Below are 23931 nucleotides of genomic sequence, written 5' to 3'. Positions count from 1 at the left end.
TCCGCTAACCATCTCAAGAAAATACTGCCCCCCCTCACCGGATGGACAGTTCCGTCCGCAGGATGGTGCAGCGCACAATCCGACCCCCGCAGGGGGTAGAGAAGGCCAAGGGATGCGCAGTCCAGCCCGGAACGGGCCAAGGTGCCGCGCGGGGTAGCCCCCCGCGCCCTGCTGCAAAAACGTAGTGGCGGCGGAAGCTCCTCTGTGCAACTATTTGGTCCAGGCAACCGGAACCGCACCCTGCGGGGCGGCGGTCCGCAGGACTGGCAAGGGTCGACTCGCTTGTCGCACTACGACTATCCCTCCCCCTCCGGACTGGACGGTCCGCCCGTCCGGGCCACCGTCAAATGGTTCAACGGCGTCAAGGGCTTCGGGTTCGTCGCCCCGTCCGATGGAACGCCGGACGCCTTCCTGCACGCCTCGGTGCTGAGCCGCGTCGGCCTGTCCGATCTGGCCGAGGGGGCGGAGGTGATGGTCGTCATCGGCCCCGGCCCGAAGGGACCCCAGGTCATCCGGCTGGTGGACGTGATCGGCGGCGCCCCCCGGCGGGAGCGCCCGGCCCCGTCCCGCGCCGCCCCCGGCGGCCCCGAGGTCGAGCTGGAGGGATCGGTCAAATGGTTCAAGGACGACAAGGGCTTCGGCTTCGTCACCACCGATGACGGCGGCAAGGACGTGTTCGTCCACAAGAGCATCCTGCGCCGCGCCGGGCTGGAAAGCCTGCAATCCGGTGAGCGCGTGCTGATGCGCGTGACCGAGGCACCGAAGGGCCGCGAAGCCACCTGGATCCAGCTTCTGGACTGACAGAGTCCTCTGACGGGCCCGCCCGGCACGGCTGCCGGGGCCTGCCGGCATGTCTCTGCCTGCGGCGGGCCCGCTTCAGCCTGCGGCCCGCGTCAGCCTGCGGAGTTCCCGAGCGGGCTCTCCGGCAGGCCGCCCGGCCGTGCGGTGTCGGACCGGGCAAGCTCCGTCCCGGTGGGGGCCTGCGCTGCGGCGGGGGCCTGTGCCGCCCCGTCCGGCACGGCCGTGGCCCCGGGCGGGGTGCCCGCCTTGGGCGGGATCAGGCGCCCGCGCATCTCGTCCAGCACCGTGCCCTCCCAGAGCGTGATGCCGTAGACATAGGCGGCACGGCCGATCATGTGCGACGCCACGGGCGCTGTCACCACCAGGAAGGCGATGGCGGCCACGGCCCGGGCGGCGACGGAGACCTCCGCGAAGTAGAGGGCGACCGCCAGCAGGATCATCCCCGCCCCCAGCGTCCCCGCCTTGGAGGAGGCGTGCATCCGGATCAGCACGTCCTGCAACCGCACGATCCCCAGGGCCGCTACGAAGCAGAAGAAGGCGCCACCCAGCACCAGAAGGCCGGCGACGGCCTGCACGATCTCATGCGCGGTCATGCGACGCCCCCTTCCCCTCCGGCTGCGGATCGGCCGCGGCGGGACCGCCGCTGCCCGGGCGCAGACGGCCGCCGAGCTGCTCGACGAAGCGGGCATAGGCGACGGTGCCGAAGAAGGCCACCAGCGCCAGGGCGATGGCGGCGTCCACGAACACGGCCTTGCCGTCCCAGAGCGCATAGAGCGCGATGAAGGCCACCGCCAGCAGCCCGAACAGGTCCAGCGCCACGATGCGGTCGGGCAGCGTCGGGCCGCGCAGCAGCCGCACGACGCAGAGCACGAAGGAGACCAGCATCACCAGCATGCCCAGATCCACGCAGAGGGCGAGGAACGGCGTCATGGTGCCGATGCCGGGGGGCATGAGGTCCAGGTTCATCGCATGAACTCCAGGATGCGGCGCTCCATCGTGTCCTTGGTCTCCTGCTTCAGGCGCTCGGGATCGTCCACGAACATGGCGTGGATGTAGAGCGTGCGCCGGTCGGGGGAGACGTCCAGGCTGAGCGTGCCGGGCGTCAGCGTGATGCAGCAGGCCACCAGCGTGATCTCGGCGTCGGTGCGGGCGTCCAGCGGCATGGCGATGACGCCGGGCCGCGCCCCGATGCCGGGCGACAGCACCGCCTTCGCCACGCGGATGCTGGACAGCCACAGCTCCTTGAGGAACCAGAAGAAGAAGCCCACCCCGCCCCACAGGCGGCGGAAGAAACCGTCGTTCGGGAACATCGGCCGGGCGATGTACAGCACCAGATGGCCCAGCGTCAGCCCGACCAGCAGCCCCGTCAGGCTGAAATCGCCGTTCACCGCCATCCACGCGATGGCGAGCAGGATGTTCAGCAGCAGCAGCGTCATGGCAGCGCCTCCGCCGTCGCGGGCAGCCCCCGCCCCAGGACGGCGCGGATGTAGGGCTCGGGATGCATCAGTTCCGCGGCGGCATCGCGGGCCAGGGCCATCACCGGCTCGGCGAACAGGCCGATGGCGACGGTCAGGCCGGACAGCAGCACCAGCGGCGCCACCAGCGCGAAACGGCCGCCGGGCGACAGCGACGCGGTGCCGGCGGCCGCTCCCGCCGGGTGCGGCTTCCAGAACAGCTCGGCCCAGATGCGGCCGACCAGCCACATGGTCAGCAGGCTGACCACCAGGGAAACCGCGACGATGACATAGGCCTCACGCTCCAGGCCGGCCTCCAGCAGGACCAGCTTGGACCAGAAGCCGGACAGCGGCGGAAAGCCCGCGAGCGAGGCCAGCGGCACGAACATCACCACCGCCAGCAGCGGCGCCGCCTTGAACAACCCGCCCATGGCCGGCAGTTCGTGGCTGCCGGTCAGCCGCCGAGCCAGCCCGGCCCCCAGGAACAGGTTGGTCTTCACCACGATGTCGTGGACCAGATAGAAGACGGCGCCGGCGATAGCCAGGGGCGTATAGAGCGCCAGCCCCATCACCATGTAGCCGATATGCGCCACCACCTGCCAGGAGAAGGCCCGGCGCAGGTCCGACACCGCCAGCGACCCCAGCACCCCCGCCACCATGGTCAGGCCGGCGATCCACAGCATCAGCCCGTGGGTGTAGCCGACATCGCCGACGAAGATCAGGGTGAAGGTGCGCAGCAGGGCGTAGACGCCGACCTTGGTCAGCAGCCCGGCGAAGATCGCCTGCACCGCCACGGCCGGGGTGTGGTAGCTGGCCGGCAGCCAGAAGAACAGCGGGAACACCGCCGCCTTCATGCCGAAGGCGATGATGAACAGCACCGCCACCGTGGTGACCGTTCCCGGCGCCTCCACCGTGCGCAGGCGCAGGGCGAGGTCCGCCATGTTCAGGGTGCCGGTCATGCCGTAGAGCAGCGCCACCGCCATCAGGAAGGCGGCCGTGGCGATCAGGTTCAGCAGGGCGTACTTGACGGCGCCGTCGATCTGGTCGCGGCGCCCGCCCAGGGCCAGCAGCATGAAGCTGCTGATGAGCATCACCTCGAACCAGACATAGAGATTGAACAGGTCGCCCGTGACGAAGGAGCCGCAGACGCCAACCATCAGAACCTGGAAGACCGGATGAAAGCCGTTGCGCTCCCGCACCGGGTCGATGTCCCCCAGGGCATAGACGGCGGCGGCCACGGCCATGACCGAGGCCACCAGCACCATCACCGCGGCCAGCCGGTCGGCCACCAGGGTGATGCCGAAGGGGGCCGGCCAGTTGCTCATCTGCGCGACGGTGATGCCGTGCTCCGCCACCTGCCCCAGCAGAAGGGCGGCGCAGATCGCCAGCAGCACGGACCCGGTGAGGGAGACGGCGCGCTGCGCCTTCACCCGGCCCCAGAGCAGGCCGCACAGGGCCGCCGTCGTCAGCGGCACCAGGATGGGGGAAACGACAAGCCAGGCGACCATCACGCCGCCTCCCGCCTGCGGGCGTCGGCCATCTCACCGGCATCGGCGGCGGGTCCCGCTTCCGGGGGTTCGGCCACACGCATGCCGTCGCTGTCCAGCGTCCCCAGTTCCTGATAGGCGCGGTAGACCAGCGCCAACGCGAAGGACAGCAGGCCGAAGCCGATCACGATGGCCGTCAGGATCAGGGCCTGCGGCAGCGGATTGGAATAGGGCTCGGCCAGGACCTTGGCCTCCGGCCCGATCAGGGGCGGCAGGCCCAGCGACAGCCCGCCGACCGTGAGGATCACGAGGTTCACCGCGTTCGACAGCAGGATCACGCCGAACACGGCGCGCAGGACGTTGCGGGACAGCAGCAGATAGACGCTGCCGGCGACCAGGATGCCGATGACGAAGGCCATCACCACTTCCATGGCTTACTGCTCCTCCATCAGGGCCTGGACCATGGCGACGATGGCGCCGACCACGACCAGGAAGACGCCGACGTCGAACAGCACCGGGGTGCCGATGGCGAACGCCTTCTCCCCCGTCTCCGTGTAGGTCACGTACCAGGCCCCGGTCATGAAAGGCAGCGGCCCACCCGCCTTGAACAGCGCGAACAGGCCCGATCCGACGGCGAGCGCCAGCCCCGCCGCCAGCACCTTGCGCGGGTCCGCGACCAGGATGCGGCGCATCTCCTTGGCGCCGAAGGCCAGCCCGTGCAGCGCCACGGCCACCGCCGCGATCAGCCCGCCGATGAAGCCGCCGCCGGGTTCGTTGTGGCCGCGCCACAGGATGAACAGGGCGAAGACCAGCATCAGGGCGATCAGCATGCGGGTCGCCGTCTGGAGGATGAGGGAGTGGATCATCGCGGCTCTCCGGCGCTGTCCAGGGCGGGGCGGGGTCCGGCCAGGGACCGGTCGGGCGGGCCGTCAGGGGGGGCGTCCGGCAGCGTGGCGTCCCCGGCGTCCGGGTCCGGCCGGCCGATGCGGGCCTTCAGCAGCGCATAGACGCCCAGCCCCGCCACCGCCACCACGCTGATCTCGCCCAGCGTGTCGAAGGCACGGAAGTCCACCAGGATGACGTTCACGACGTTGCGGCCGAAGCCCTCAAGATAGCTCTTCTCCGCGAAGAAGCGGGTGAGGTCCAGCTCATAGGGCACCGACACCACCGCCAGCACGATGGCCGTCGTGACGGCGCCGACGGCCACGGCGACCACGGCGTTGCGGGCGCGCTCACCGGCTGTCCCGTCCTCGGCCCGCCGGAAGGAGGGCAGCTTCGCCAGCACCAGCACGATGATGATGACGGTCAGCGTCTCCACCATGAGCTGGGTGATGCCCACGTCGGGGGCGCCGTAGACCAGGAAGAACATGGCGATGGAGAGCCCCACCACCGACAGGGAGACGATCGCCCCCAGGCGCGAGCGGGCCAGGATCGTGCCGACCGTGCCGACCACCATCAGCCCGGCCATGAAGAGGCCGAGATAGGCGATCTCCGGCGGCAGGGCCGGGAACCGCAGCCCGTCGCGCAGCAGCAGCGTGGCGCCGGGCAGGATGGCGAGCGTCAGGAAGGATGCCAGCATGTAGTCGCGCAGCCGGCCGGTCTGGAGCCGCCGGGTCGTCGCCTCCGCCAGCGCCTGGAGGCCGGCCAGGATGTGGTCCCAGGCGGCGTCCACATTGATCCGGCTGACCCGGGCCAGGGCCGCCAGCGCGCGCTTGACCGGCGCCAGCCCGAGGAACAGCCCGAAGCCCAGGGCGATGGTCAGGGCCGAGAGGCCGAGCGCGGGGCTGAATCCGTGCCAGAGATAGAGGTCGAACGGCACCGGCCGGCCGGCCACGGCGACAGCCACGGCGCCGAGCAGCCCCTCGCCCAGCCCCGTCTGCGGGATGGCGCCGAGACCGAACACGAGCCCCAGGACCGCCAGCACCACCGGGCCGAGCCAGAGCGCCGGCCCGCCCTCATGCGCCCCGGCCGCCAGAGCGGAGGGCGCGCCGGTGAAGGGCTTCCAGAAGACAAGCCCGGCCGCGCCCAGCATGGTGGCGTTGGCGAGCACCATGCCGGCGATCACCAGCAGGCCCAGCCCGCCCGCCTCCAGCATGCCCGAATACATGAATTCCTTGCCGATGAAGCCGAAGAAAGGCGGCAGCCCGGCCATGGAAAGGGCGGCAAGGGCGATGGCGACGCCGGTCACCTTCATGCTGGACCACAGCCCCGACAGCTCGCTCAGGTCGCGCCCGCCGGCCCCATGATCGACGGAGCCCGCGCCCATGAAGAGGGAGCCCTTGTAGAGGCTGTGCGCCAGCAGGAAGGCGGCATAGGCCTTGATCGCGTATTCCGTCCCCAGCCCGACCAGCATGGTCAGGGTGCCCAGCGCCATCAGTGTCGTGTAGGCCAGCACCCGCTTGAGGTCGGTGGAGCGCAAGGCCATCAGCCCGCCCCAGAGCGCGGTCACGGTGCCGAACCCGGCCAGGGTCAGCATCCAGACCTCGGTCCCGCCCAGGGTCGGGTTCAGCCGCGCCAGCAGATAGACGCCGGCCTTCACCATGGTGGCGGAGTGCAGGTAGGCGCTGACCGGGGTCGGCGCGTCCATGGCGTTGGGCAGCCAGAAATGAAACGGCACCTGCGCCGACTTGGTGAAGGCGCCGACCAGGACCAGCACCAGGATCGGCAGATAGAGCGCATGCGCCCGCAGGTCCACCCCGGACGCCTCGATCCCCGACAGGGTCCAGGTGCCGCCGGCCATGCCCAGCAGCACCAGCCCGGCCAGCAGCGCCAGCCCGCCGGTGGCGGTGACCAGCAGCGCCTGCACCGCCGAGCGGCGCGAGCGCGCATCTTCGTGGTTGAAGCCGATCAGCAGGAAGGAGGTGATGCTGGTCATCTCCCAGAAGACGAACAGCGTCACCACGTCGTCGGCCAGGACCAGCCCCAGCATCGACGCCATGAAGGCGATGATGAACAGGTAGAAGCGGCCGAGCTGCGGGTGGCCCTCCAGATAGCCGCCGGCATAGATCACGACCAGCGTGCCGATCCCCAGGATCAGCAGGGCGAACAGCAGCGACAGCCCGTCCAGGCGGAAGGCCAGCTCGACCCCCAGGGAGGGCACCCAGGGCACGGCCTGGAGCACCACCTCCCCCGCGCCCACGGCGGGAAGGAAACTGGCGAACCAGAGGGTGACAGCGGCGGGAACGGCGGCCAGCAGCCAGTGGGAGATCCCGGGAAGGACGCGATGCACCGTGGGCGCGATCGCCGCCAGCAGGAAGATCACCAGCACCGCTGTCAGCATCAGCCCTTGTCCCCTGTCCCGTCACGCCCGCCCGTGCCCCGGCCGGGTCCCCTGTCATGGTCCACCGTTGCGGCCGGCCAATGGAAAGCCGGACCGGCACCCGGAGGGCGACCGGCGGCGTCCTTTCACCTTGATCCGGCTGCCGCGGGGCACAACCCGCGGCCGGTGGGTCCGGCGCGCGGCAATACGGACCTGTCCCGCACCGCCCCGTGCCTGGTTGTCGCCTATATGGGGGTGGCGCGCTCCGGATCAACCCAAATCCAGAGCCGAAGAACGTCACTAATGACGGAATAATCCCTGTTGCCTCCCTGTCGGGATCGACAGGGCATCTGAACCTGCCCTTCCCGAAGACACGCGGGTCGCCGGCCTCACCTCGGCGGCGGGTCCCCTCATCCGGCAGCGGGGGCGGCCAGACCGATGGCACCGCGCAGGAACGGACTGGTCTGGACCCCGAGATAGGCGGCATAGAGGGCCAGCATGACCAGCCCCTCCCAGCGCTTGATCCGCGACGAGGTCACGGCGAACAGGATCAGCAGCAGCGTCACCGCCACCATCACCCAGGTGTCGAAGGCCGCGATCTGCGGCGGGGCCGGGATCGGCTTCACCAGCGCGGTCACACCCAGGATGCCGAAGACGTTGTAGATGTTGGAGCCGATGATGTTGCCGAAGGCCAGTTCGGGCTGCCGGCGCAGCGCCGCCATCACCGAGGTCACCAGTTCCGGCAGCGAGGTGCCGACGGCCACCAGGGTCAGCCCGATCACCTCGTCGGAGACACCGACCCTCTCGGCCAGCACGATGGCGCCGCCGACCAGCAGATCGGCACCGAACACGATCGCCGCCAGCCCGCCCAGCGCCATCGCCACCGCCGGCAGCAGGCCCGTGGCCGGGATGGTCGCGGCGCCGTCGGCGTGCTGGGCGTGGCCGGTCGCCGCGATCTCCACCTGCTCGGTGCGGTAGGCCCAGTAGAGGTAGCCGGCCAGCAGCAGCACGAAGACGCCGCCGACGATGCGGTCGAACGATCCGATCAGGCAGAAGGCGGTGGCGAGCAGGGCCGCAGCGACCGCCACGAAGCCATCCCGGCGCAGGGCACCCCGGTCCACCGGCAGCGGGATGATGACCGCCGACAGGCCCAGGATCAGCAGGATGTTGGCGATGTTGGAGCCGACCACGTTGCCGACGGCGATGCCGCTGGACCCCTGAAGCGCGGCCTGCACGCTGGCCATCAGCTCCGGGGTCGAGGTGCCGAATCCGACCAGGGTCAGACCGATGAGAAGGGGGGAGACCCCCAGCCGCTTCGCCACGGCCACGGCGCCGCGCACAAGGAATTCGCCACCGGCCAGGAGCAGGGCCAGGCCGGCCAGAATGGAGAGATAGATCATGTCCGCGGTCTTCCGTCCGGTAATTGCCGGCCACGGAAGACCGCGGCCGACGCATAGATTGGGCGGGCGTGCGGAATTCCAAGACCGCACGATTCCCGCCCTGCCGCGGGATTACCCCCGGCAGGGCAGGAACCGTCGTTTCCGGGCAGGGATCAGCCGCGGCCCGCCTGGATGGTGACGGTTCCCGGCGCGGTGCGCGCGAAGCGGTCCGGATCGGCCTGGTCCTCGACCCGGGCCGGCGGCAGGGCATAGCGGCCCGGCACCGAGGCGCGGACGAGATAGACCAGCCTGAAGCTGCCGTCGGCGGGCAGCGGGTCCAGGGCGGCGGTGAAGCGCCCCTCCTGGAACTCGGCCTGCGCCGTCTCCGACAGGGTGCCGATCCAGGACAGATCGCCCAACTGGCTGCTGCCGGCCAGACGCAGCGTCTCCCCCGCGAAGCCGGCCGGCAGCGTGTCCACCACCTGCACCGGACCTGTCACCGGCTGGGTCGCGCGGCCTTCCAGCACGACGGCCAGCAGATCTCCCGGGCGCAGCTTGGCCAGATCGACCGGCCGGCCGCGCCGGTCCAGGATGGTGCGGGTCAGCGTGAACCCGTTCGCCGCCGCCTCGGGCTCCCCGGCGGGAAGTCCCACGGCCGTCAGCGAGCGGTGCAGCGGTCGCTCGCCCGTGTTCTGCACGGTGAGGCTCCCGCTGCCGGGGGGCAGCCGGCGCAGCAGGGGCCGTTCGCGCTGTTCGGCCGTGCCGTCCACGCTGACGCTGAAGCCGCCGGAGCGGGCCGCCAGCTCCCGGGCCGCCAGGATCAGCCATGCCCGCTCCTGCGCGCTGGTCCGGCCGGGATCGCGCAGCAGGCCGCGCACGGACGCCACCTCCGCCGCCAGCCGCTCGGGATCGGCGCCGCCGGCCGCCAGCAGCGCCAGCGCCCCGGCACGGTCGCGCAGGTCGCTGCCATAGTCGCGCAGGGGCACCGGCGTGGCGCGGGCCCCCTCCAGGTCGAGCTGGGCGAAGGCCGCCGCCGCCCGCTCGCCGTCCCCCAGCAGGGCGAAGGCGCCGGCCACCTGGGCCCGGGCCAGCCGGGTCGGCAGCTTGGCGAAGTGCGTCTCATAGAAGTAGCGCACGGGCGCCGCATCGATGACCTTCGCCCGCGCCGCGGCATAGAGGGCGTAGGCGCGGCCGGGCAGGTCCGCCTCGTCCACCCAGGCATTGCCGATGGTGCGGACCAGCCAGTCCAGACCGCGGCGGTAGCCCGCCTCCGGCACGGCGTAACCGGCCTCCCGCGCGCGGGTCAGCACATCCAGGATGAAGGCCGTCAGCCAGGGATCGGCCGGTCCGTCCTGGGTCCACTGGGCATAGGCGCCGTCGCCGCGCTGGCGCATCACCAGCCGGTCGATCAGGCCGCCGACCCGATCCTTCAGGGCTTCATCCGACAGCAGGCCAAGCTCCCGCACCTCGGCATCGCCGACGAGCAGAGGCAGCAGCCGCGCGGCCATCTGCTCGGCCGAGCCGTTGCCGCGGGGATCGACGGTCAGCAGCAGCGCCGCCAGATCGAGATCGTCCCACGGCCCGACGCCCAGCACGACGGTGGCCCCGTCGGGCAGCAGCCCCTCGGCGACCTGCGGCGTGGCCGTGACGCTGCCACCGGGCGGAAGCTCGCCGGACAGGGTGCGCGCCACCGGCCCGCGGACCGGACGCACGACGACCGGAACCGTCCGCGAAAGCGCGAACCCCTCCGGGCCGGTGACGGTCAGGGTCAGCGCCCCCTCCCCCGCCGCTGTCGCGGTCAGGGTGCGGTTGGCGGCGACGCGGCGACCGCGCTGCACCGACTTGAACTCGATGGTGCCGTTGTCGATGGCGATCGGCCCCTCGGCCGCGAGGTTCGCCGTGTAGGCGCCGCGCGGACCGGCCACGTTCTCCAGGCTGAGACGCAGGGACACGGCGTCGCCGACGGCGAGCACGCCGGGCAGCTCGAAATCGGTGACCACGGGATCGCGCACCTCCAGCCCCGCCTCGCCGCGGCCGAGCTTGTCGGCGCTCCAGGCGATGGCGGTCAGGCGCAGCGACGCCTCCGCCTCCGGCAGCCGCACCGGCACCTCGGCCCGGCCGTCGGCCCCGACCGTGACGATCCCGGAATAGAGGGTCACGGGAGCATCGGAGGCCGGGGTGGCCTGCGGCGCCGGCCGGGCCACCGGACGCCCCTCGTCCGCAAGGGCAGGATCGGTGCCGGCCGCCATCTCCAGCAGGCGGCCGTAGACGTCGCGGATCTGCACGGTCAGCCGCCGCTTGCCCAGGAACCAAGCGGCCGGGTCGGGGCTCGCGGCCGTGCCGGCGGCGACCAGCGAGCGGTCGGCGCCGAACAGAACCAGTTGCGCCGGCTGGCCGGGGGCGAGCCCCGTCACGCTGACCGGCACCGTGAGCGGAGCGCCGGGACGGGCCTGCTCCGGCGGCGCGATCTCCACCCCCAGGGTCCGCGGGGCCGGGTCCAGCCCGACCCAGGCGACCCCGACCGCGCGGCGCGGCAGGGTCCGGCGGCCGGGATCGGCCGGCGCGAACGCGGTGGCGAGGATATAGGCGCCCGACGTCAGATCGGGGGCGAGCGGCAGGTCGAGGAAGGCGCCCTCGGCGCCGACGGCCCGGGTCACGGTATGGCGGACATTGCGGTCCGCGACCGTCACCAGCACGGTCGAGTCGTAAGGCGGGCGCACGAAGACGCGGGCGGTGCCGCCGGGCTGGTGCAGCGGCTCCATCACCGCGAGATCGACCGCGTCGGGCATGTCGCCCAGCTTGGCGCTGACCCACCAGCCGGCGGAGAAGCGGACGGAGGACGCCGTGCCGCTGACCGGGTCGAACACCTCAAGCCGGTAGCGGCCGGCCTTCACCTGCTCCTCGATCACGCCCGGCCGGTCGGCCTCCACGTCCAGGGTGCCGCCGGTCAGCCGGCGGTCCTTCACCGTGGCGCGGTAGTCCCAGCGGCCGTCGGCCTCGTACCACTGGTAATCGTAGTCCTCCTCGTACAGCTCCCAGGACAGGTCCTCGCGGGCGAGGCGCTGGCCGTCGGGGGCCAGGGCCACGATGTCGAAGGACACGGTCGCCCCCTCCGGCACGGCATCGCCGGCGAAGCTGGGACGGATACCCAGGGCGAAGGCGCGGTTGTCTACCGGCAGCACCAGCTCGCGCACGGCCGGACGGCCGCCGGTGTCGTAGACCGTGGCGCGCAGCACCGCCTCCAGCGGCCGGCTGGTCTCCGGCAGCGGGGTGAGGTCCAGGGCGGCGCTGGCGCCGCCGTCGCCGCGGGTGACGAAGCCCGGCAGGGCGCGGCGCTGCGGCTCCAGATCCTCCTGCGCCAGCCCGAACCGGAACTCCTCATAGCCCGGATAGGGCTTGGCGGCGGGGCGGAGGGTCAGCGCCAGCTCGCCCGGCAGGCCGGAAGCCGCACCGGAACCGGGCAGCCGCGCCCGCATGTAGAGGGTCGCCTTGCCGTCCGCGGCGATGCGGCGGCGGTCGGCGTTGAGGGAAAGGTCGAGCCGGGCCGGCGCCACCTCGCCGACCTGGAACTCGGCGCGGCCGATGGCGGGGCCGTCGGGCCGCTCGTGCGCGGTCAGGCTCCAGCGGCCGGCGGGGGCGGTGGCCGGCAGGTCGAGGTCGGCGGAATAGCCGCCCTCGCCGCCGTCGTTCAGGGCCAGCCGGGCGGTTTCCAGCCCGTCCGGGCGGGACAGGCGCAGGGTCAGCGACCGGCCGGTCACGGCGCGGGCGTCGGGATCGCGCAGCAGGGCCGTCAGATGCACGGTGGCTCCCGGCCGGTAGGCCGTCCGGTCGGTCGCCAGCCAGACGTCCAGCGGTCCGGGTTCGGCCCGGCCGCCGGCGCCACGGGTGCCCAGCTCCACAGCCGGGGTGCCGAAGTCCAGCAGGGAGAAGTCGCCGCCCTGGGCGGTGGCGAACAGGGCCTGCGGCGCCTTCTCCCCGTCGGTCAGCAGCGCGGGGTCGAAGCGCGCCAGACCGTCGGGGCCGGTGACGGCCCGGCCCAGCTCCTGGTTGCCGCGGGCGACCAGACGCAGTTCCACCCCCGGCAGCGGATCGGCCGTGCCGAGGCTGCGGGCGAAGACGAACAGGCCGTTGCCGGCACGGAAGCTGGTCAGCCCGATGTCGGAGACGACGAACCACTGGGTCGCGCGCAGGTCCCAGGCGCTGACCGGCAGGGCCGCGTTCTCCGCCACCGCGACATAGACGCCCGGCGGCAGCGCGCCGAGCACCTGGTCGATGGGGAACGGGGTGACGACCGTGCGGTTCGGCGTGTTGCCGACCGTCATCTCCCCCTTCCAGACCACCTCCGCCTTCTCGTCCAGCAGGATGCCGACGTCGAAGTCGGTCAGGCTCTGGTTCATGCGCCCCCAGTAGATGCGCTCCACCAGGGCGCGGTCGTTGATCCGCATGACCTGCAACCGGGCGCGTTCCACGTTCACCGTGCGCAGCGGCAGCCCGTCCCCGCCGACGCGCGGCAGGATGTAGCCCTGGCCGCGGAAGGTCAGCGTCGGCTTGCGGTCGGCGACCGAGACCTCGCGCGTCACCGGCTCCGCCAGGGCTTCCGTGCCGTCGGCGGTCGGCAGCCCGGCCCCCAGGGTGACGGTGAAGCGCTGGCCGTGGCCCAGCCCCTCCAGGCAGAGGTCGCGGTCGCGCGCCACCACCGTGTAGTCGGCGGCCGGGGCGACATTGACGAACCTGCCCAGGTCGGGGGCGCTGCGCCGCGGCCGGGGCAGATCCCGGTTGAAGCGGAAGCAGACCTGCGGCCGGTCGCGCTCGGCCGCCACCTCCACGCCGGTGATGCCGAAGGCCGCCGGGACGGCCGGCTTCGATTCGACCTTCGGCCCGGCGACCGGGGCCGGGGTCGGGGCCGGGCGTCCGGCGGGGCCCGGGCCGGAAATCTGGGCCGCCGCCCCGCCCGCTGTCAGGCAGGCGGCAATCAGGAGGGCGGCGAGGGAGAGACGCGGCGAAGGGCGCTTCATGGGCGTGGCGGACAGGATGGGGTCTCGTCGGGGCGGGGAACCGGGGGATGGGACAGGCACATGGCGGACAACGCACGGTCGGACGGTCAGGACCGACCGTGCGGGGCGGACGGGACGCACCGGCCTGAACGGAACTGTAGGCTGGGGCGACACTTCCTTATAGGGCATACTGATGAACGATCCTGGCTTGGCTATTTGCGCCTCCGCAACGCAGCATGCAAGCGCTGCCCCGGCTTTGCCCAGAGATCGCCATGACCAGTCCGGAGGCTGAGGGGATGAGCGACCGTCCCGATCCCACCCCCGCCCCCGGCCCGCAAGGGCACAGGCCGGCGGAGCTGCCGCTGCCCCTGCGCCTCGGTCTGCTGGCGCTGGCGCTGGGGGCGTTGCTGCATCCCGCCCTCTGGAACGGCTTCCCGGTCGTCTTCTTCGATACCGGCGGTTACCTGATGCGGGCCCTGGAACTGGAGCTGGAGCCGGGCCGCTCCCTCTTCTACGGGCTGTTCCTCCAGGCCGCCTCGCTGCGCTGGCTCAGCCTCTGGGGGCCGGTGCTGGTCCATGGGCTGCTGGTATTGTGGCTGCTGCGGCTGACCCTGCGGACCCTGCACCTGCCCTTCGGCGCCGCCACGCTGGCGGGAACGGCCGCACTGCTGGCGGGGCTGACGGCCCTGCCCTGGTTCACGGCCCAGCTCATGCCCGACGTGCTGGTGCCGGTGGCGGTGCTCTGCCTCTGGCTGCTGGGATTCCGCTGGAACCGGCTGGGACCGTGGGAGCGGGCCGGGATCGCCGGAATCGGGCTGCTCGCCCTGCTCTCCCACATGTCCACCATGGCGCTCGGGCTGGGGCTGGCGGTCGGCATGGCGCTCCTGGCGCCGCTGGCCCGCGGGGGCGACCCCCTGGACCGGCCGCGGCCGGGGCCGCCGGCGCTGCTGGTGGCGGCCAGCCTGCTGCTGATGCCGCTGCTGCATCTGGGACTGGTGGGTCAGGCCACCTATACGCCGGGCGGCCCCGTCTTCGTCTTCGGCCGGCTGGTGCAGGACGGGATCGTGCAGCGGCTGCTGGACGACCGCTGCCCGCAGGACCCGGACGCCTACGCCCTGTGCCCCTGGCAGGCGGATCTGCCGACGACGGCGAACGACTTCATCTGGCACCGCGACTCGCCCTTCCGCCGGATCGGCTGGTGGGGCGGCGCCGATGCCGAGCTGGCGCGCATGGTGCGCGACGCGGTCGCCGCCTATCCCGGGGAGGTGGCGCTGACGGCGCTGCGTGCGACGGCGGCCCAGCTCGGCAAGGTCGCCACCGGCGACGGGCTGGACGAGTGGCAGGATTTCACCCGCTGGACCTTCCGCCGGCACCTGCCGGAGCATCTCCCCGGCTTCGCCGCGGCCCGGCAGCAGCGGCAGGAACCGATCGGCGAGCTGTTCGTGGGGCTGAACCTGGTCCACCGGCCGGTGGCCTGGCTGTCGCTGGCGGGCACGGCCGGCGTGCTGGCCTGGGCGCTGGCGACGCGGCGGCGGCATCTGGCCGGCTTCGCCGCCCTGGTGCTGCTGGCCCTGCTGGGCAACGCCTTCATCAGCGGCGCCCTGTCCAACCCGCACGACCGCTATCAGAGCCGCATGGTCTGGCTGAGCGTGCTGGCGGTGCTGGCGGGTGTGCTGGAGTGGTGGCACGCCCGCGACGGGATCAGGTCCGCCCCAGCCAGCCCCTGAGCCGGGCCACCGCCTCGTCCAGCACCGCATCCTGCTTGCAGAAGCAGAAGCGGATCAGGTGGCGCGGCGGCTCCTGCTCGAAGAAGGCGCTGACCGGGATGGCGGCGACACCGGCCTCCACCGTCATGCGGCGGCAGAAGGCGGCATCGTCCTCCCCCCCGGCGAGCGGCCGGATGTCGGCCGTGACGAAATAGGTGCCCTGGGCCGGCAGCACCCCGAAGCCGCAGGATGCGAGCCCGGCGGAGAGGCGGTCGCGCTTGCGCTGCATCTCCGCCGCCAGCCCGTCGAAATAGGAGTCCGGCCCGCCGAGACCGCAGGCCACCGCGTGCTGGAGGTTGGGCGGGGTGGTGAAGGTCAGGAACTGGTGCGCCTTTGCCACCGGCCGCAGCAATGCCGGCGCTGCCGTGACATAGCCGACCTTCCAGCCGGTCAGGGAGAAGGTCTTGCCGGCGGAGCCGATGCGCAGGGTGCGCTCGCGCATGCCCGGCAGCGCCATCAGCGGCAGGTGGCGGCGCCCGTCGAACACCAGATGCTCATAGACCTCGTCGCAGACGGCGATGGCGTCGTGCGCCACCAGCCTCTCCGCCAGCACGGCCAGTTCCTCCGCCGACCAGACCTTGGCCGCCGGGTTCAGCGGGTTGTTGAGCAGGACCAGCTTGGTGCGCGGCCCGAAGGCGGCGGCCAGATCCTCCCGCGTGAACGTCCAGTCCGGCGCGCGCAACGGCACGAAGCGCGGCACCGCCCCGGCCCGCCGGATGATCGGAACGTAGCTGTCGTACAAGGGTTCGAACAGCACCGCCTCGTCGCCCGGCTCCAGCAGGCCGAACAGGCAGGCGGCCAGCGCCTCCGTGGCGCCGGAGGTGACCATCACCTCCTGGCGCCAGTCCACCTCCAGCCCGTAGAAGCGGGCGGCGTGCGCGGCCACGGCCTGACGCAGGGCCGGCAGACCCATCATCGGCGGGTACTGGTTCCAGCCCTCGGCAAGGTAGCGCTGCGCCTCCGCCACCACCTCCGGCGGGCCGCCGCCATCGGGAAAGCCCTGGCCGAGATTGACGGCGCGGTGCTCCTCCGCCAGCCGGGACATCACCTCGAAGATCGTGGTGCCGTAGGAGGACAGCACCGCATTCCCCGCCTTCATCCACCCGTTTCCTTATCCAAGCGCTACCGGCCTCAAGGCTGCCCCCGCCCCACCCTGCCGTCAACGCCCGCGGGCAGGGTGCGCGACGCGGACCGGTCATCCGGCCCTTGCCCGCCACGGCCATCGGTTTCCGGAACACTACCGGCGGCAGACCGCCTTTTCCCGGTGCCGGAGGGGCGGCATTCCCCCGTTCGTCCACAAGCGACTGTCAGACGGACACCCTTGAAATATGTATTCGGTCTGAATATATAAAGGTCATGACTCACGACCCCCTGCCCAACCGCCTCGCCGCCCTGGCGCTGGCTCTTGCCGATGCCCAGATCGCCGCTGCACGGGCGGCGACGGGATTGAGTGCCAGTGCCTGTGCCGCGCTGACCACCATAGACCAGTATCCAGGGGAGAGTATCGGCGCCCTGGCCCGGATACTGGACCTGACCCATTCCGTGACTGTCCGGCTGGTGGATCAGTTGGCAGCGGACGGGTTACTGACCAAGGCGGCGGGCGCGGTGGATCGCCGGGCCGTCAGCCTCGCCCTGACCACGGCCGGGCGGGCGACGGCGAACCGCATCCGCGATGCCCGGGCCACCACCGTCGCCCGGGCACTGACCCCTCTGGACACGGCGGCACGCCGGGACCTGACACGCTTGGCGGACCTGCTGCTGGCGGCCATCACCACCGGTCGGGACCAGGCCGACCACCTGTGCCGCCTTTGCGATGAAGGAGCCTGCGGCGGAAGTGCCTGCCCGGTGGAATGCCGGGCGGTCGCCCTGGAACAGGGGAGTGCGCCATGACATCCGGGGGCCCGACGCTGCCGGGCGCCATCCCGGAAGCGATGGCGCCCCCCTTGCCGGTGGAAGGCCCCCGGCCGGTGCCCCTGCCGCTGGCGGTGGGGGCAATGGTGCTGTCCGCCGCCTGCTGGGGACTGGCGACGGTACTGGCCAAGGATGTGCTGGCGGTGATGCCGCCCTTCCCGCTGCTGGCCATCCAGTTGACGGCCAGCGTCCTCTTCCTGTGGCTGGCGGTGGCCGTCACCCGGGCGCAGGTGCCGCCCCAGCCGGTCGCGGGCCGGGCAGCGGCGACAGGGCTGCTGGAGCCCGGGCTCGCCTATGGGCTGGGCGTGCCGGGCCTGGCCCTGACCAGTGCCACCAATGCCAGCATCATCGGCGCGGTGGAGCCGGTGCTGATCGTGCTGGTGGCCTGGGTTCTGCTGGGAAGCCGACCGGACGGACGGCTGGTGGTCGCCGTGCTGGTGGCCACGCTGGGAGTGGCGCTGGTCTCCCTCACCGGGCTGGGGAAGTCGGGTGGCGGGCATGTGGGCGGGGATGCGCTGGTGCTGCTGGGCACCCTGTTCGCGGCTCTCTATGCCGTGCTGTCCAGCCGCACGGTCCTGCATGTGGCCCCGCTTTCCCTGGCCGCCTTGCAGCAGAGCGCCGGACTGGCCGCGGCCCTGGTCCTGCTGGCCGCCTCGGCGGGATTACAGGGGCTCGCCCCCGGCCCGGACGCCTGGTGGTCCGGCATCGCCGATCCCCGGATCGTGGCCGATCCGCGGGTCCTGGCGGTGGCCGCCCTGTCCGGGGTGGTGCAATACGCCCTTCCCTTCTGGTTCTATCTGATCGGAATCCGGGGCCTGCCCGTTGCGGTGGCGGGGCTGTTCCTGACCCTGATTCCGGTCTTCGGCGTCGGCGGCGCGGTGCTGTTCCTGGGGGAAGGTTTCGCTCTCTTGCAGGCTCTGGGGGCGGTGCTGACCATCGGGGCTCTGGTCACGGTGGCGCGGCGGACCGGGTGAGCCACCGGGTGAGCCCCGGCCGTCCGATCCGCCGCCTGTTCCGCACCCTCCAGACGCCGGGCCGGGGCGGACAGGCCGCGCGCCGCGGCCCTCCGCTTGCACCGGATCGACCATCGCGCCCTCCCGCCGGTGAGTGCGGGCGGCAGAAGCCGGGCGGCCTCCGGCAGCGGACCGGAGGCCGCCGCGGGCCTACTCCGCCGCGGCCTGGGCCACCGGGGCCGGCCGGGTCCAGCGCAGCACCGGCTTCCGCGCGGCCGCCGTCTCGTCCAGACGACGGCGCGGGGTCAGCCGCGGGGCGCCGTGGAAATACTCCTCGTCGCCCGTCTTCGCCCGCTCGGCCAGCGCCCGCAGGGTGCCGATGAACTGGTCCAGCGTCTGCTTCGACTCCGTCTCCGTCGGCTCGATCAGCAGCGCCCCCTGGACGACCAGCGGGAAGTACATGGTCATCGGGTGGAAGCCCTCGTCGATCAGCGCCTTGGCGAAGTCGAGCGGGGTGATGCCCGTGCCCTTCAGGAAGCGGTCGTCGAACAGGGCCTCGTGCATGCACGGCCCCTCGAAGGAGGCGCTCATCACGTCCTTCAGGCTGGCCAGCACGTAGTTGGCGTTCAGCACCGCGTCGGACGCCGCCTGCCGCAGCCCGTCGGCCCCGTGCGAGAGCATGTAGGCCAGGGCCCGCACGAACATGCCCATCTGGCCGTGGAAGCCCTTCATGCGGCCGAAGGGGCTGCCCTCCGCCTCGCCGGCATGCTCGACCAGCCGGAAGCCGTCCGCGCCGTGGACGACATAGGGCAGCGGCGCGAAGGGCGCCAGCGCCGCCGACAGCACCACCGGCCCAGACCCCGGCCCGCCGCCGCCGTGCGGCGTGCTGAAGGTCTTGTGCAGGTTGATGTGCATGGCGTCCACGCCCAGGTCGGCGGGGCGCACCCGGCCGACGATGGCGTTGTAGTTGGCGCCGTCGCAGTAGAAGTAGCCGCCGGCCGCATGCACGGCGTCGGCGATCTCCCGGATCTGCGGCTCGAACAGGCCGCAGGTGTTCGGGTTGGTCAGCATGATGGCGGCGACGTCGGGCCCGAGCTTGGCCTTCACCGCCTCGACGCTGACCCGGCCGTCATCCTCCGCCGGGATGGAGTCCACGGCGAAGCCGCAGAAGGCCGCCGTCGCCGGGTTGGTGCCGTGCGCCGATTCCGGCACCAGCACGCGCCGGCGGTGCGCCTCGCCGCGCGCCGCCAGCGCCGCACGGATCGCCATCAGGCCGCACAGCTCGCCATGCGCGCCGGCGGCGGGGCTCATCGCCACGGCCGGCATGCCGGTCAGGGTCTTCAGCCAGTGCGCCAGCAGGTCGATCAGCTCCAGCGCCCCTTGCACGGTGGAGACCGGCTGGAGCGGATGGATGTCGGAGAAGCCCGGCAGGCGGGCCATCTTCTCGTTCAGCCGCGGGTTGTGCTTCATGGTGCACGACCCCAGCGGATACATGGTGGTGTCGATGCCGAAGTTCTTCTGGCTCAGCCGGGTGTAGTGGCGCACCACCTCCGGCTCCGACACGGACGGCAGGGCGAGGTTCCCGCGCGGGCGGACCTTGCCCAGGCGCAGCGCCGCCGTCGGCGGCTCGGGCAGGTCCACGCCGCAGACGCCGGGATTGTCCAGCTCGAACAGGAGCGGCTCCTCCTGCATCAGCGCCCGGTTGCCGGTGTGGGTCTGCGCCACCTCCGACGCCGAGGGAACGTGCGGGGTGGTCGGACGGCCCTGGCTGTTCATGCTCATCGCAGCACCTCCTGAAGCCCGTGGACCAGCGCGTCCATGTCGGCCTCGGTGTTGGTCTCGGTCGCCGCCACCAGCAGCAGGGTCTCCAGCCCGGCTTCACCGGGATAGAGACGGGAGACGGGAACGCCCGCCAGAATGCGGCGCTGCGCCAGCGCTTCCACCACCGGGGCGGCCGGCCGCGGCAGGCGCAGGGTGAACTCGTTGAAGAAGGCGCCGTTCAGCACCTCCACTCCCGGCACCGCCGCCAGCCTGTCGGACAGCGCCACCGCCTTGGCGTGGTTCAGCCGGGCCAGCCGGGCGAAGCCCTCGCCGCCCAGCAGCGCCATGTGGATGGTGAAGGCCAGCGCGCAGAGCCCGCTGTTGGTGCAGATGTTGGAGGTCGCCTTCTCGCGCCGGATGTGCTGCTCGCGGGTGGACAGCGTCAGCACGAAGCCGCGCTTGCCCTCCGCGTCCACCGTCTGGCCGCAGAGGCGGCCGGGCATCTGGCGGACGAACTTCTCCCGCGTGGCGAACAGGCCGACATAGGGGCCGCCGAAGTTCAGCGGGTTGCCGATCGACTGGCCCTCGCAGACCACGATGTCGGCGCCCATCTCGCCCGGCGGGGTCAGCAGGCCCAGGCTCACCACCTCGGTGACGACGGCGATCAGCAGCGCCCCCTTGGCGTGGCAGGCGGCCGCCAGCTCCGACAGGTCGCGCGGATGGCCGAACAGCGACGGCGTCTGCACGACGACGCAGGCCGTGGCATCATCCACCAGCGGCAGCAGGTCCTCCACGTCCGTCGGGTCGGGCGCCTGAGCCGCGATCTCCATGCCCAGCACGCCGCAGGTGGTCGCCACCACCTCACGGTAGTGCGGATGCAGGCCGCCGGAGAGCACCGCCTTGCTGCGGCGGGTCAGGCGGGTGGCCATCAGCACCGCCTCCGCCGTGCCGGTGGCGCCGTCGTACATGGAGGCGTTCGCCACCTCCATGCCGGTGATCTCCGCGACCTGGGTCTGGAACTCGTACAGGTACTGCAACGTCCCCTGCGCGACCTCCGGCTGGTACGGCGTGTAGGAAGTCAGGAACTCCCCGCGCAGCAGCATCTGGTCCACGGAGGCCGGGACATGGTGGCGGTAGGCCCCCGCCCCCAGGAAGCTGGGGACGGAGCCCGCCGTCAGGTTCTTCGCCGCCATGCCGGAGAGCAGGCGGTCCACCTCAAGCTCGCCCATGTGCAGGGGCAGGCCGTCGATGGGCGCCCGCAGCCGCGCCGCCGCGGGCACGTCGCGGAACAGCGCGTCCACGTCCGGCACGCCGATGCGCGCCAGCATGGCCTGGCGGTCGGCCTCCGTCAGGGGCAGGTAACGCATCAGAGCGCCTCGACGTAGGCGGAGTAGGCGGCCTCGTCCAGCAGCCCGTCGAGCTGGGCCGGATCGGTCAGCTTCATCCGGAAGAACCAGCCATCGCCCATCGGGTCGGTGTTGACCAGGGCCGGGTTGTCGGTCAGGCGGGTGTTGCCCTCGGTCACGGTGCCGTCGGCCGGAGCATAGACCTCGGAGGCGGCCTTCACCGACTCGACGACGGCGGCATCCTTGCCCTGCTCCAGCGCGCGGCCGGCCTCGGGCACCTCGACGAAGACAACGTCGCCCAGCGCCTGCTGCGCATAGTCGGTGATGCCGACCGTGGCGATCCCGTCCTGCACGCGCACCCACTCGTGATCCTTGGTGAACCTGATCATTGCCTGTCCCCTGATTGTGCCGCGCCCGCCAACCGCGGCGGCGCGGCGCCGTCCTCGTCAATACCGGGAAACCGGGATCGCGTGAGGGGCATCGCGCCCGCCCGCGGCCCCGGTCCCGTCAACCCCTGTAGTAGCGGTGCGGAACGAACGGCAGTGCCGCCACCTTCGCCGGCAGCGCCTTGCCGCGGACCATCAGGCTCACCGGCGTGCCGACCGCGGCGTGCGCCGCGGCCACGTAGCCCATGGCGACCGGGCCGTTCACGCTGGGGCCGAAGCCGCCGCTGGTGATGCTGCCGATGACGGCGCCGTCGGCGCCCTGGATCTCGGTATGCTCGCGCGCCGGGGCGCGACCCTCGGGCAGGATGCCGACCCGCTTGCGGACCGCACCTTCGCGGAACTGGCGCTGCAACAGGGCGGCGCCGGGGAAGCCCCCCTCCTCGCGCCGGCGCTTGGCGACGGCCCAGGTCAGCGCCGCCTCGACGGGCGTCGTGGTCGTGTCGATGTCGTGGCCGTAGAGGCAGAGCCCCGCCTCCAGCCGCAGCGAGTCGCGCGCGCCCAGGCCGATCGGGGCGACCTCCGGCTCGGCCAGCAGCAGCCGGGCCAGCGCCTCGGCATCGGCGCCGGCGACGCCGATCTCGTAGCCGTCCTCGCCGGTGTAGCCGGAGCGGGAAATGCGGACCGGGATGCCCCGGATGTCCGCCGTGATCGCCGACATGAAGGCCATGGTCGCGGCGGCCGGCACATGGCGCGCCAGCACCGCGGCCGCGGCCGGCCCCTGGAGCGCCAGCAGGCCGGCATCGTCGCCCAGATACTCGACCGCGATGCCCGGCAGCCCGGCGCGCAGATGCGCGAGGTCGGCCTGCTTGCAGGCGGCGTTGACGACGAGGAACAGCTCATCCGGGCCGACCCGGGTGACCATCAGGTCGTCCAGGATCCCGCCCTGGTCGTTGGTGAACAGGGTGTAGCGGATGTGCCCCTCGGCCAGGCCCAGGATGTCGCCCGGCACCAGCGACTCCAGCGCCTTGGCGGGATCGTCGCCGCGCAGCCGCACCTGGCCCATGTGGGAGACGTCGAACAGGCCCGCGCCGGCGCGGGTGTGCAGATGCTCCTTCAGCACCCCGGCGGGGTACTGCACCGGCATGTCGTAGCCTGCGAAGGGCACCATGCGGGCGCCCAGCTCCACATGCAGGGCATGCAGGGGCGTGCGCAGCAACGGCTCGGTCTGATCGCTCAAAGCAGGGTCTCCCGGCAGAGTCGCGACCGCGCGGGCCATCCCGCACAGCCAGCCCCCCTCTGTCACGGCCCCTGAGAGATTCACCGGAAGGGCGTCCGCGCCCGGGCCGGAGCCACGGACCGCGTCGTTCCCAGGGCCGGTTCGCACCGGCTGCCGGTTTACTCCGTCGGTGGGCGGATCCTGTCGGCCCCGCCACTTTCCAGATGCGCTTTTCCCCCGCGGTCCTTCTGCCTGAGAGTTTCCGGGGGCGGTTGCTCCTTCGGCGTCGCCCGCCGGGACATCCTGTCCCAGGGACGATCTCTCCCGCGAGGGGTCGTCAGCGTGTGGGGCTAAACTAGCGGCCGGCTGCCGAAAGTCAATTGCAGGAAAGGCGTGCCGCCCCCGGCGTGAACCGCCGGAAAAGGGGGGCCGCGGAAGGGAACGGGGGCGGCGGAACCGCCCCCTCTCCAGGCCGCACAGGCCCAGACCCGCAGGCCGGGCCGCGCAGGACCGGCCCCCGCTCAGCGGCCCTGGTTGACCTGCCGGTTCGTCTCCACCTGCTCCGGCGGGAGCTGGAAGCCGACCAGCACCTCGTAATAGCGGGCGTCCACCGTCTTCGGGGCGGGGATGAACTGCTCCGTCTCCTCCCCCACGGCGCCGGAACCGCCGGCCATCAGGATGGTCGTGGAGAAGACCTGCTTGGCGATCACGTTGCGCTGCGGGTCGGTGACGGCGACGAAGTACTCCACCGGCACCGTGCCGCCGAACCCGTCCGCCGCCCTGGCGCTGATGGTGAAGCTGGTGCCGATGGTGACGCCGTCGTCGCTGTACTCGCAGATCGCGTCGGGCGGGTTGATGACGGCGGTGGCAAGGGCCGCCCCGTCCGCGCCCGGGACCCGGTAGGTGCCGGCGTCGCGCAGCACGCCGACGTTCGGACAGCCCGGACGGAAGCCCTTGGCGCTCTCGCAGCCGGCCAGACCGGCCAGCGCCACGGCGGCCAGGAGCCCGCGCGCGATCACGGCGCGCCCGTGCGGCCGGGCGGCGGCTTTCCTGGGCGGATTTCCTGTATTATGGTCGTCGCGCGTGGTCATCGGACGGGGGCTCACCGGAGAAACAGGGTGTGGTACCGCGGTCGGCCCGCGGCTCCGCGACAATAGTGAACCCGCCGGACCGGCACAAGCCCACGACCCGTCCGGGTCCCGACCCGGACCCGAGACC

19 protein-coding genes and 1 riboswitch are annotated in these 23931 nt (G+C 72.2%); of the genes, 4 read left to right on the top strand and 15 right to left on the bottom strand.

The genetic code is table 11. From position 1 onward, the window contains the following. Positions 1–282: 282 nt before the first annotated feature. Positions 283–801: a cold-shock protein gene (locus ACFQPS_RS14300; RefSeq protein WP_377359897.1), complete on the top strand. Its 519-nt coding sequence runs from the start codon at positions 283–285 to the stop codon at positions 799–801. Between the two features lie 92 nt (positions 802–893). On the opposite strand, the gene mnhG is transcribed toward ACFQPS_RS14300, so the two are convergent. From mnhG to ACFQPS_RS14255, 9 genes are all read right to left on the bottom strand, one after another. Continuing rightward, a complete protein-coding gene (gene mnhG, locus ACFQPS_RS14295; protein WP_377359896.1) occupies positions 894–1394 on the bottom strand; it encodes a monovalent cation/H(+) antiporter subunit G in 501 nt (166 codons plus the stop codon). Continuing rightward, the gene (locus ACFQPS_RS14290; RefSeq protein ID WP_377359895.1) at positions 1381–1767 is read right to left on the bottom strand and encodes an MrpF/PhaF family protein; all 387 of its coding nucleotides are present in this window, start codon (positions 1765–1767) and stop codon (positions 1381–1383) included. Before ACFQPS_RS14290 ends, mnhG begins: the two co-directional genes overlap by 14 nt. Then, positions 1764–2237 carry a Na+/H+ antiporter subunit E gene (locus ACFQPS_RS14285; RefSeq protein WP_377359894.1) on the bottom strand — a complete coding sequence of 158 codons (474 nt, stop codon included), beginning with the start codon at positions 2235–2237 and terminating at the stop codon, positions 1764–1766. The genes ACFQPS_RS14290 and ACFQPS_RS14285 overlap by 4 nt, the downstream gene beginning before the upstream one ends. Next, positions 2234–3763 (bottom strand): Na+/H+ antiporter subunit D, encoded by a 1530-nt coding sequence (locus ACFQPS_RS14280; RefSeq protein ID WP_377359893.1) that lies wholly within the window; start codon positions 3761–3763, stop codon positions 2234–2236. The genes ACFQPS_RS14285 and ACFQPS_RS14280 overlap by 4 nt, the downstream gene beginning before the upstream one ends. After that, positions 3763–4173, bottom strand: a complete 411-nt coding sequence (locus ACFQPS_RS14275; protein ID WP_377359892.1) for a Na+/H+ antiporter subunit C — start codon at positions 4171–4173, stop codon at positions 3763–3765. The genes ACFQPS_RS14280 and ACFQPS_RS14275 overlap by 1 nt, the downstream gene beginning before the upstream one ends. A gap of 3 nt (positions 4174–4176) precedes the next feature. After that, the gene (locus tag ACFQPS_RS14270) at positions 4177–4608 is read right to left on the bottom strand and encodes a Na+/H+ antiporter subunit B (RefSeq protein WP_377359891.1); all 432 of its coding nucleotides are present in this window, start codon (positions 4606–4608) and stop codon (positions 4177–4179) included. Continuing rightward, a complete protein-coding gene (locus ACFQPS_RS14265) occupies positions 4605–7022 on the bottom strand; it encodes a putative monovalent cation/H+ antiporter subunit A (RefSeq protein WP_377359890.1) in 2418 nt (805 codons plus the stop codon). The genes ACFQPS_RS14270 and ACFQPS_RS14265 overlap by 4 nt, the downstream gene beginning before the upstream one ends. 389 nt (positions 7023–7411) lie before the next feature. Continuing rightward, the gene (locus ACFQPS_RS14260) at positions 7412–8401 is read right to left on the bottom strand and encodes a calcium/sodium antiporter (RefSeq protein WP_377359889.1); all 990 of its coding nucleotides are present in this window, start codon (positions 8399–8401) and stop codon (positions 7412–7414) included. Between the two features lie 152 nt (positions 8402–8553). After that, positions 8554–13395, bottom strand: a complete 4842-nt coding sequence (locus tag ACFQPS_RS14255) for an alpha-2-macroglobulin family protein (RefSeq protein WP_377359888.1) — start codon at positions 13393–13395, stop codon at positions 8554–8556. Between the two features lie 275 nt (positions 13396–13670). Between ACFQPS_RS14255 and ACFQPS_RS14250 the strand changes: the two genes are divergently transcribed. Continuing rightward, entirely contained in the window at positions 13671–15101 is a 1431-nt protein-coding gene (locus ACFQPS_RS14250; protein ID WP_377359887.1) for a hypothetical protein, read from the top strand. On the opposite strand, the gene ACFQPS_RS14245 is transcribed toward ACFQPS_RS14250, so the two are convergent. Next, entirely contained in the window at positions 15076–16239 is a 1164-nt protein-coding gene (locus ACFQPS_RS14245; protein WP_377359886.1) for an aminotransferase, read from the bottom strand. The genes ACFQPS_RS14250 and ACFQPS_RS14245 overlap by 26 nt on opposite strands. Before the next feature lie 257 nt (positions 16240–16496). On the opposite strand from ACFQPS_RS14245, the gene ACFQPS_RS14240 reads away from it, so the two are divergent. Both ACFQPS_RS14240 and ACFQPS_RS14235 read left to right on the top strand, forming a co-directional pair. Continuing rightward, a complete protein-coding gene (locus ACFQPS_RS14240) occupies positions 16497–17030 on the top strand; it encodes a MarR family winged helix-turn-helix transcriptional regulator (protein ID WP_377359885.1) in 534 nt (177 codons plus the stop codon). Beyond that, positions 17027–18025 carry a DMT family transporter gene (locus ACFQPS_RS14235; RefSeq protein WP_377359884.1) on the top strand — a complete coding sequence of 333 codons (999 nt, stop codon included), beginning with the start codon at positions 17027–17029 and terminating at the stop codon, positions 18023–18025. Before ACFQPS_RS14240 ends, ACFQPS_RS14235 begins: the two co-directional genes overlap by 4 nt. 189 nt (positions 18026–18214) lie before the next feature. Here the strand turns inward: ACFQPS_RS14235 and gcvPB are convergent, their stop codons facing one another. The 5 genes from gcvPB to ACFQPS_RS14210 all read right to left on the bottom strand — a co-directional run bounded on the left by gcvPB (position 18215) and on the right by ACFQPS_RS14210 (position 23804). After that, a complete protein-coding gene (gene gcvPB, locus ACFQPS_RS14230; RefSeq protein WP_377359986.1) occupies positions 18215–19780 on the bottom strand; it encodes an aminomethyl-transferring glycine dehydrogenase subunit GcvPB in 1566 nt (521 codons plus the stop codon). A 2-nt stretch (positions 19781–19782) separates the two neighbouring features. Further along, positions 19783–21132 (bottom strand): aminomethyl-transferring glycine dehydrogenase subunit GcvPA, encoded by a 1350-nt coding sequence (gcvPA, locus tag ACFQPS_RS14225; protein ID WP_377359883.1) that lies wholly within the window; start codon positions 21130–21132, stop codon positions 19783–19785. Continuing rightward, positions 21132–21500 (bottom strand): glycine cleavage system protein GcvH, encoded by a 369-nt coding sequence (gene gcvH / locus ACFQPS_RS14220; RefSeq protein ID WP_377359882.1) that lies wholly within the window; start codon positions 21498–21500, stop codon positions 21132–21134. Before gcvH ends, gcvPA begins: the two co-directional genes overlap by 1 nt. A gap of 118 nt (positions 21501–21618) precedes the next feature. Then, positions 21619–22773 (bottom strand): glycine cleavage system aminomethyltransferase GcvT, encoded by a 1155-nt coding sequence (gene gcvT / locus ACFQPS_RS14215; RefSeq protein ID WP_377359881.1) that lies wholly within the window; start codon positions 22771–22773, stop codon positions 21619–21621. Positions 22774–22943: 170 nt separating this feature from the next. Then, positions 22944–23050: riboswitch (glycine riboswitch) on the bottom strand. Between the two features lie 184 nt (positions 23051–23234). Continuing rightward, positions 23235–23804, bottom strand: a complete 570-nt coding sequence (locus tag ACFQPS_RS14210; RefSeq protein WP_377359880.1) for a hypothetical protein — start codon at positions 23802–23804, stop codon at positions 23235–23237. Between the last annotated feature and the right edge of the window lie 127 nt (positions 23805–23931).

Origin of the sequence: Rhodocista pekingensis (assembly GCF_042665545.1) — a bacterium.
GTDB lineage: Bacteria > Pseudomonadota > Alphaproteobacteria > Azospirillales > Azospirillaceae > Rhodocista > Rhodocista pekingensis.
The sequence above is the reverse complement of the archived record's forward strand: the minus strand, read 5'-3'. Positions and strand labels throughout refer to the sequence as shown.

Bases quoted from the DNA above. Each gene is read 5' to 3' on its own strand.
- ACFQPS_RS14250 (WP_377359887.1), top strand. From the start codon at position 13,671: ATGAGCGACCGTCCCGATCCCACCCCCGCCCCCGGCCCGCAAGGGCAC.
- gcvT (WP_377359881.1), bottom strand. From the start codon at position 22,773: ATGGCCCGCGCGGTCGCGACTCTGCCGGGAGACCCTGCTTTGAGCGAT.
- ACFQPS_RS14285 (WP_377359894.1), bottom strand. From the start codon at position 2,237: ATGACGCTGCTGCTGCTGAACATCCTGCTCGCCATCGCGTGGATGGCG.
- gcvPA (WP_377359883.1), bottom strand. From the start codon at position 21,132: ATGCGTTACCTGCCCCTGACGGAGGCCGACCGCCAGGCCATGCTGGCG.
- ACFQPS_RS14270 (WP_377359891.1), bottom strand. From the start codon at position 4,608: ATGATCCACTCCCTCATCCTCCAGACGGCGACCCGCATGCTGATCGCC.
- ACFQPS_RS14255 (WP_377359888.1), bottom strand. From the start codon at position 13,395: ATGAAGCGCCCTTCGCCGCGTCTCTCCCTCGCCGCCCTCCTGATTGCC.
- gcvPB (WP_377359986.1), bottom strand. From the start codon at position 19,780: ATGAACAGCCAGGGCCGTCCGACCACCCCGCACGTTCCCTCGGCGTCG.
- gcvH (WP_377359882.1), bottom strand. From the start codon at position 21,500: ATGATCAGGTTCACCAAGGATCACGAGTGGGTGCGCGTGCAGGACGGG.
- ACFQPS_RS14260 (WP_377359889.1), bottom strand. From the start codon at position 8,401: ATGATCTATCTCTCCATTCTGGCCGGCCTGGCCCTGCTCCTGGCCGGT.
- mnhG (WP_377359896.1), bottom strand. From the start codon at position 1,394: ATGACCGCGCATGAGATCGTGCAGGCCGTCGCCGGCCTTCTGGTGCTG.
- ACFQPS_RS14280 (WP_377359893.1), bottom strand. From the start codon at position 3,763: ATGGTCGCCTGGCTTGTCGTTTCCCCCATCCTGGTGCCGCTGACGACG.
- ACFQPS_RS14245 (WP_377359886.1), bottom strand. From the start codon at position 16,239: ATGAAGGCGGGGAATGCGGTGCTGTCCTCCTACGGCACCACGATCTTC.
- ACFQPS_RS14240 (WP_377359885.1), top strand. From the start codon at position 16,497: ATGACTCACGACCCCCTGCCCAACCGCCTCGCCGCCCTGGCGCTGGCT.
- ACFQPS_RS14235 (WP_377359884.1), top strand. From the start codon at position 17,027: ATGACATCCGGGGGCCCGACGCTGCCGGGCGCCATCCCGGAAGCGATG.
- ACFQPS_RS14275 (WP_377359892.1), bottom strand. From the start codon at position 4,173: ATGGAAGTGGTGATGGCCTTCGTCATCGGCATCCTGGTCGCCGGCAGC.
- ACFQPS_RS14210 (WP_377359880.1), bottom strand. From the start codon at position 23,804: ATGACCACGCGCGACGACCATAATACAGGAAATCCGCCCAGGAAAGCC.
- ACFQPS_RS14265 (WP_377359890.1), bottom strand. From the start codon at position 7,022: ATGCTGACAGCGGTGCTGGTGATCTTCCTGCTGGCGGCGATCGCGCCC.
- ACFQPS_RS14290 (WP_377359895.1), bottom strand. From the start codon at position 1,767: ATGAACCTGGACCTCATGCCCCCCGGCATCGGCACCATGACGCCGTTC.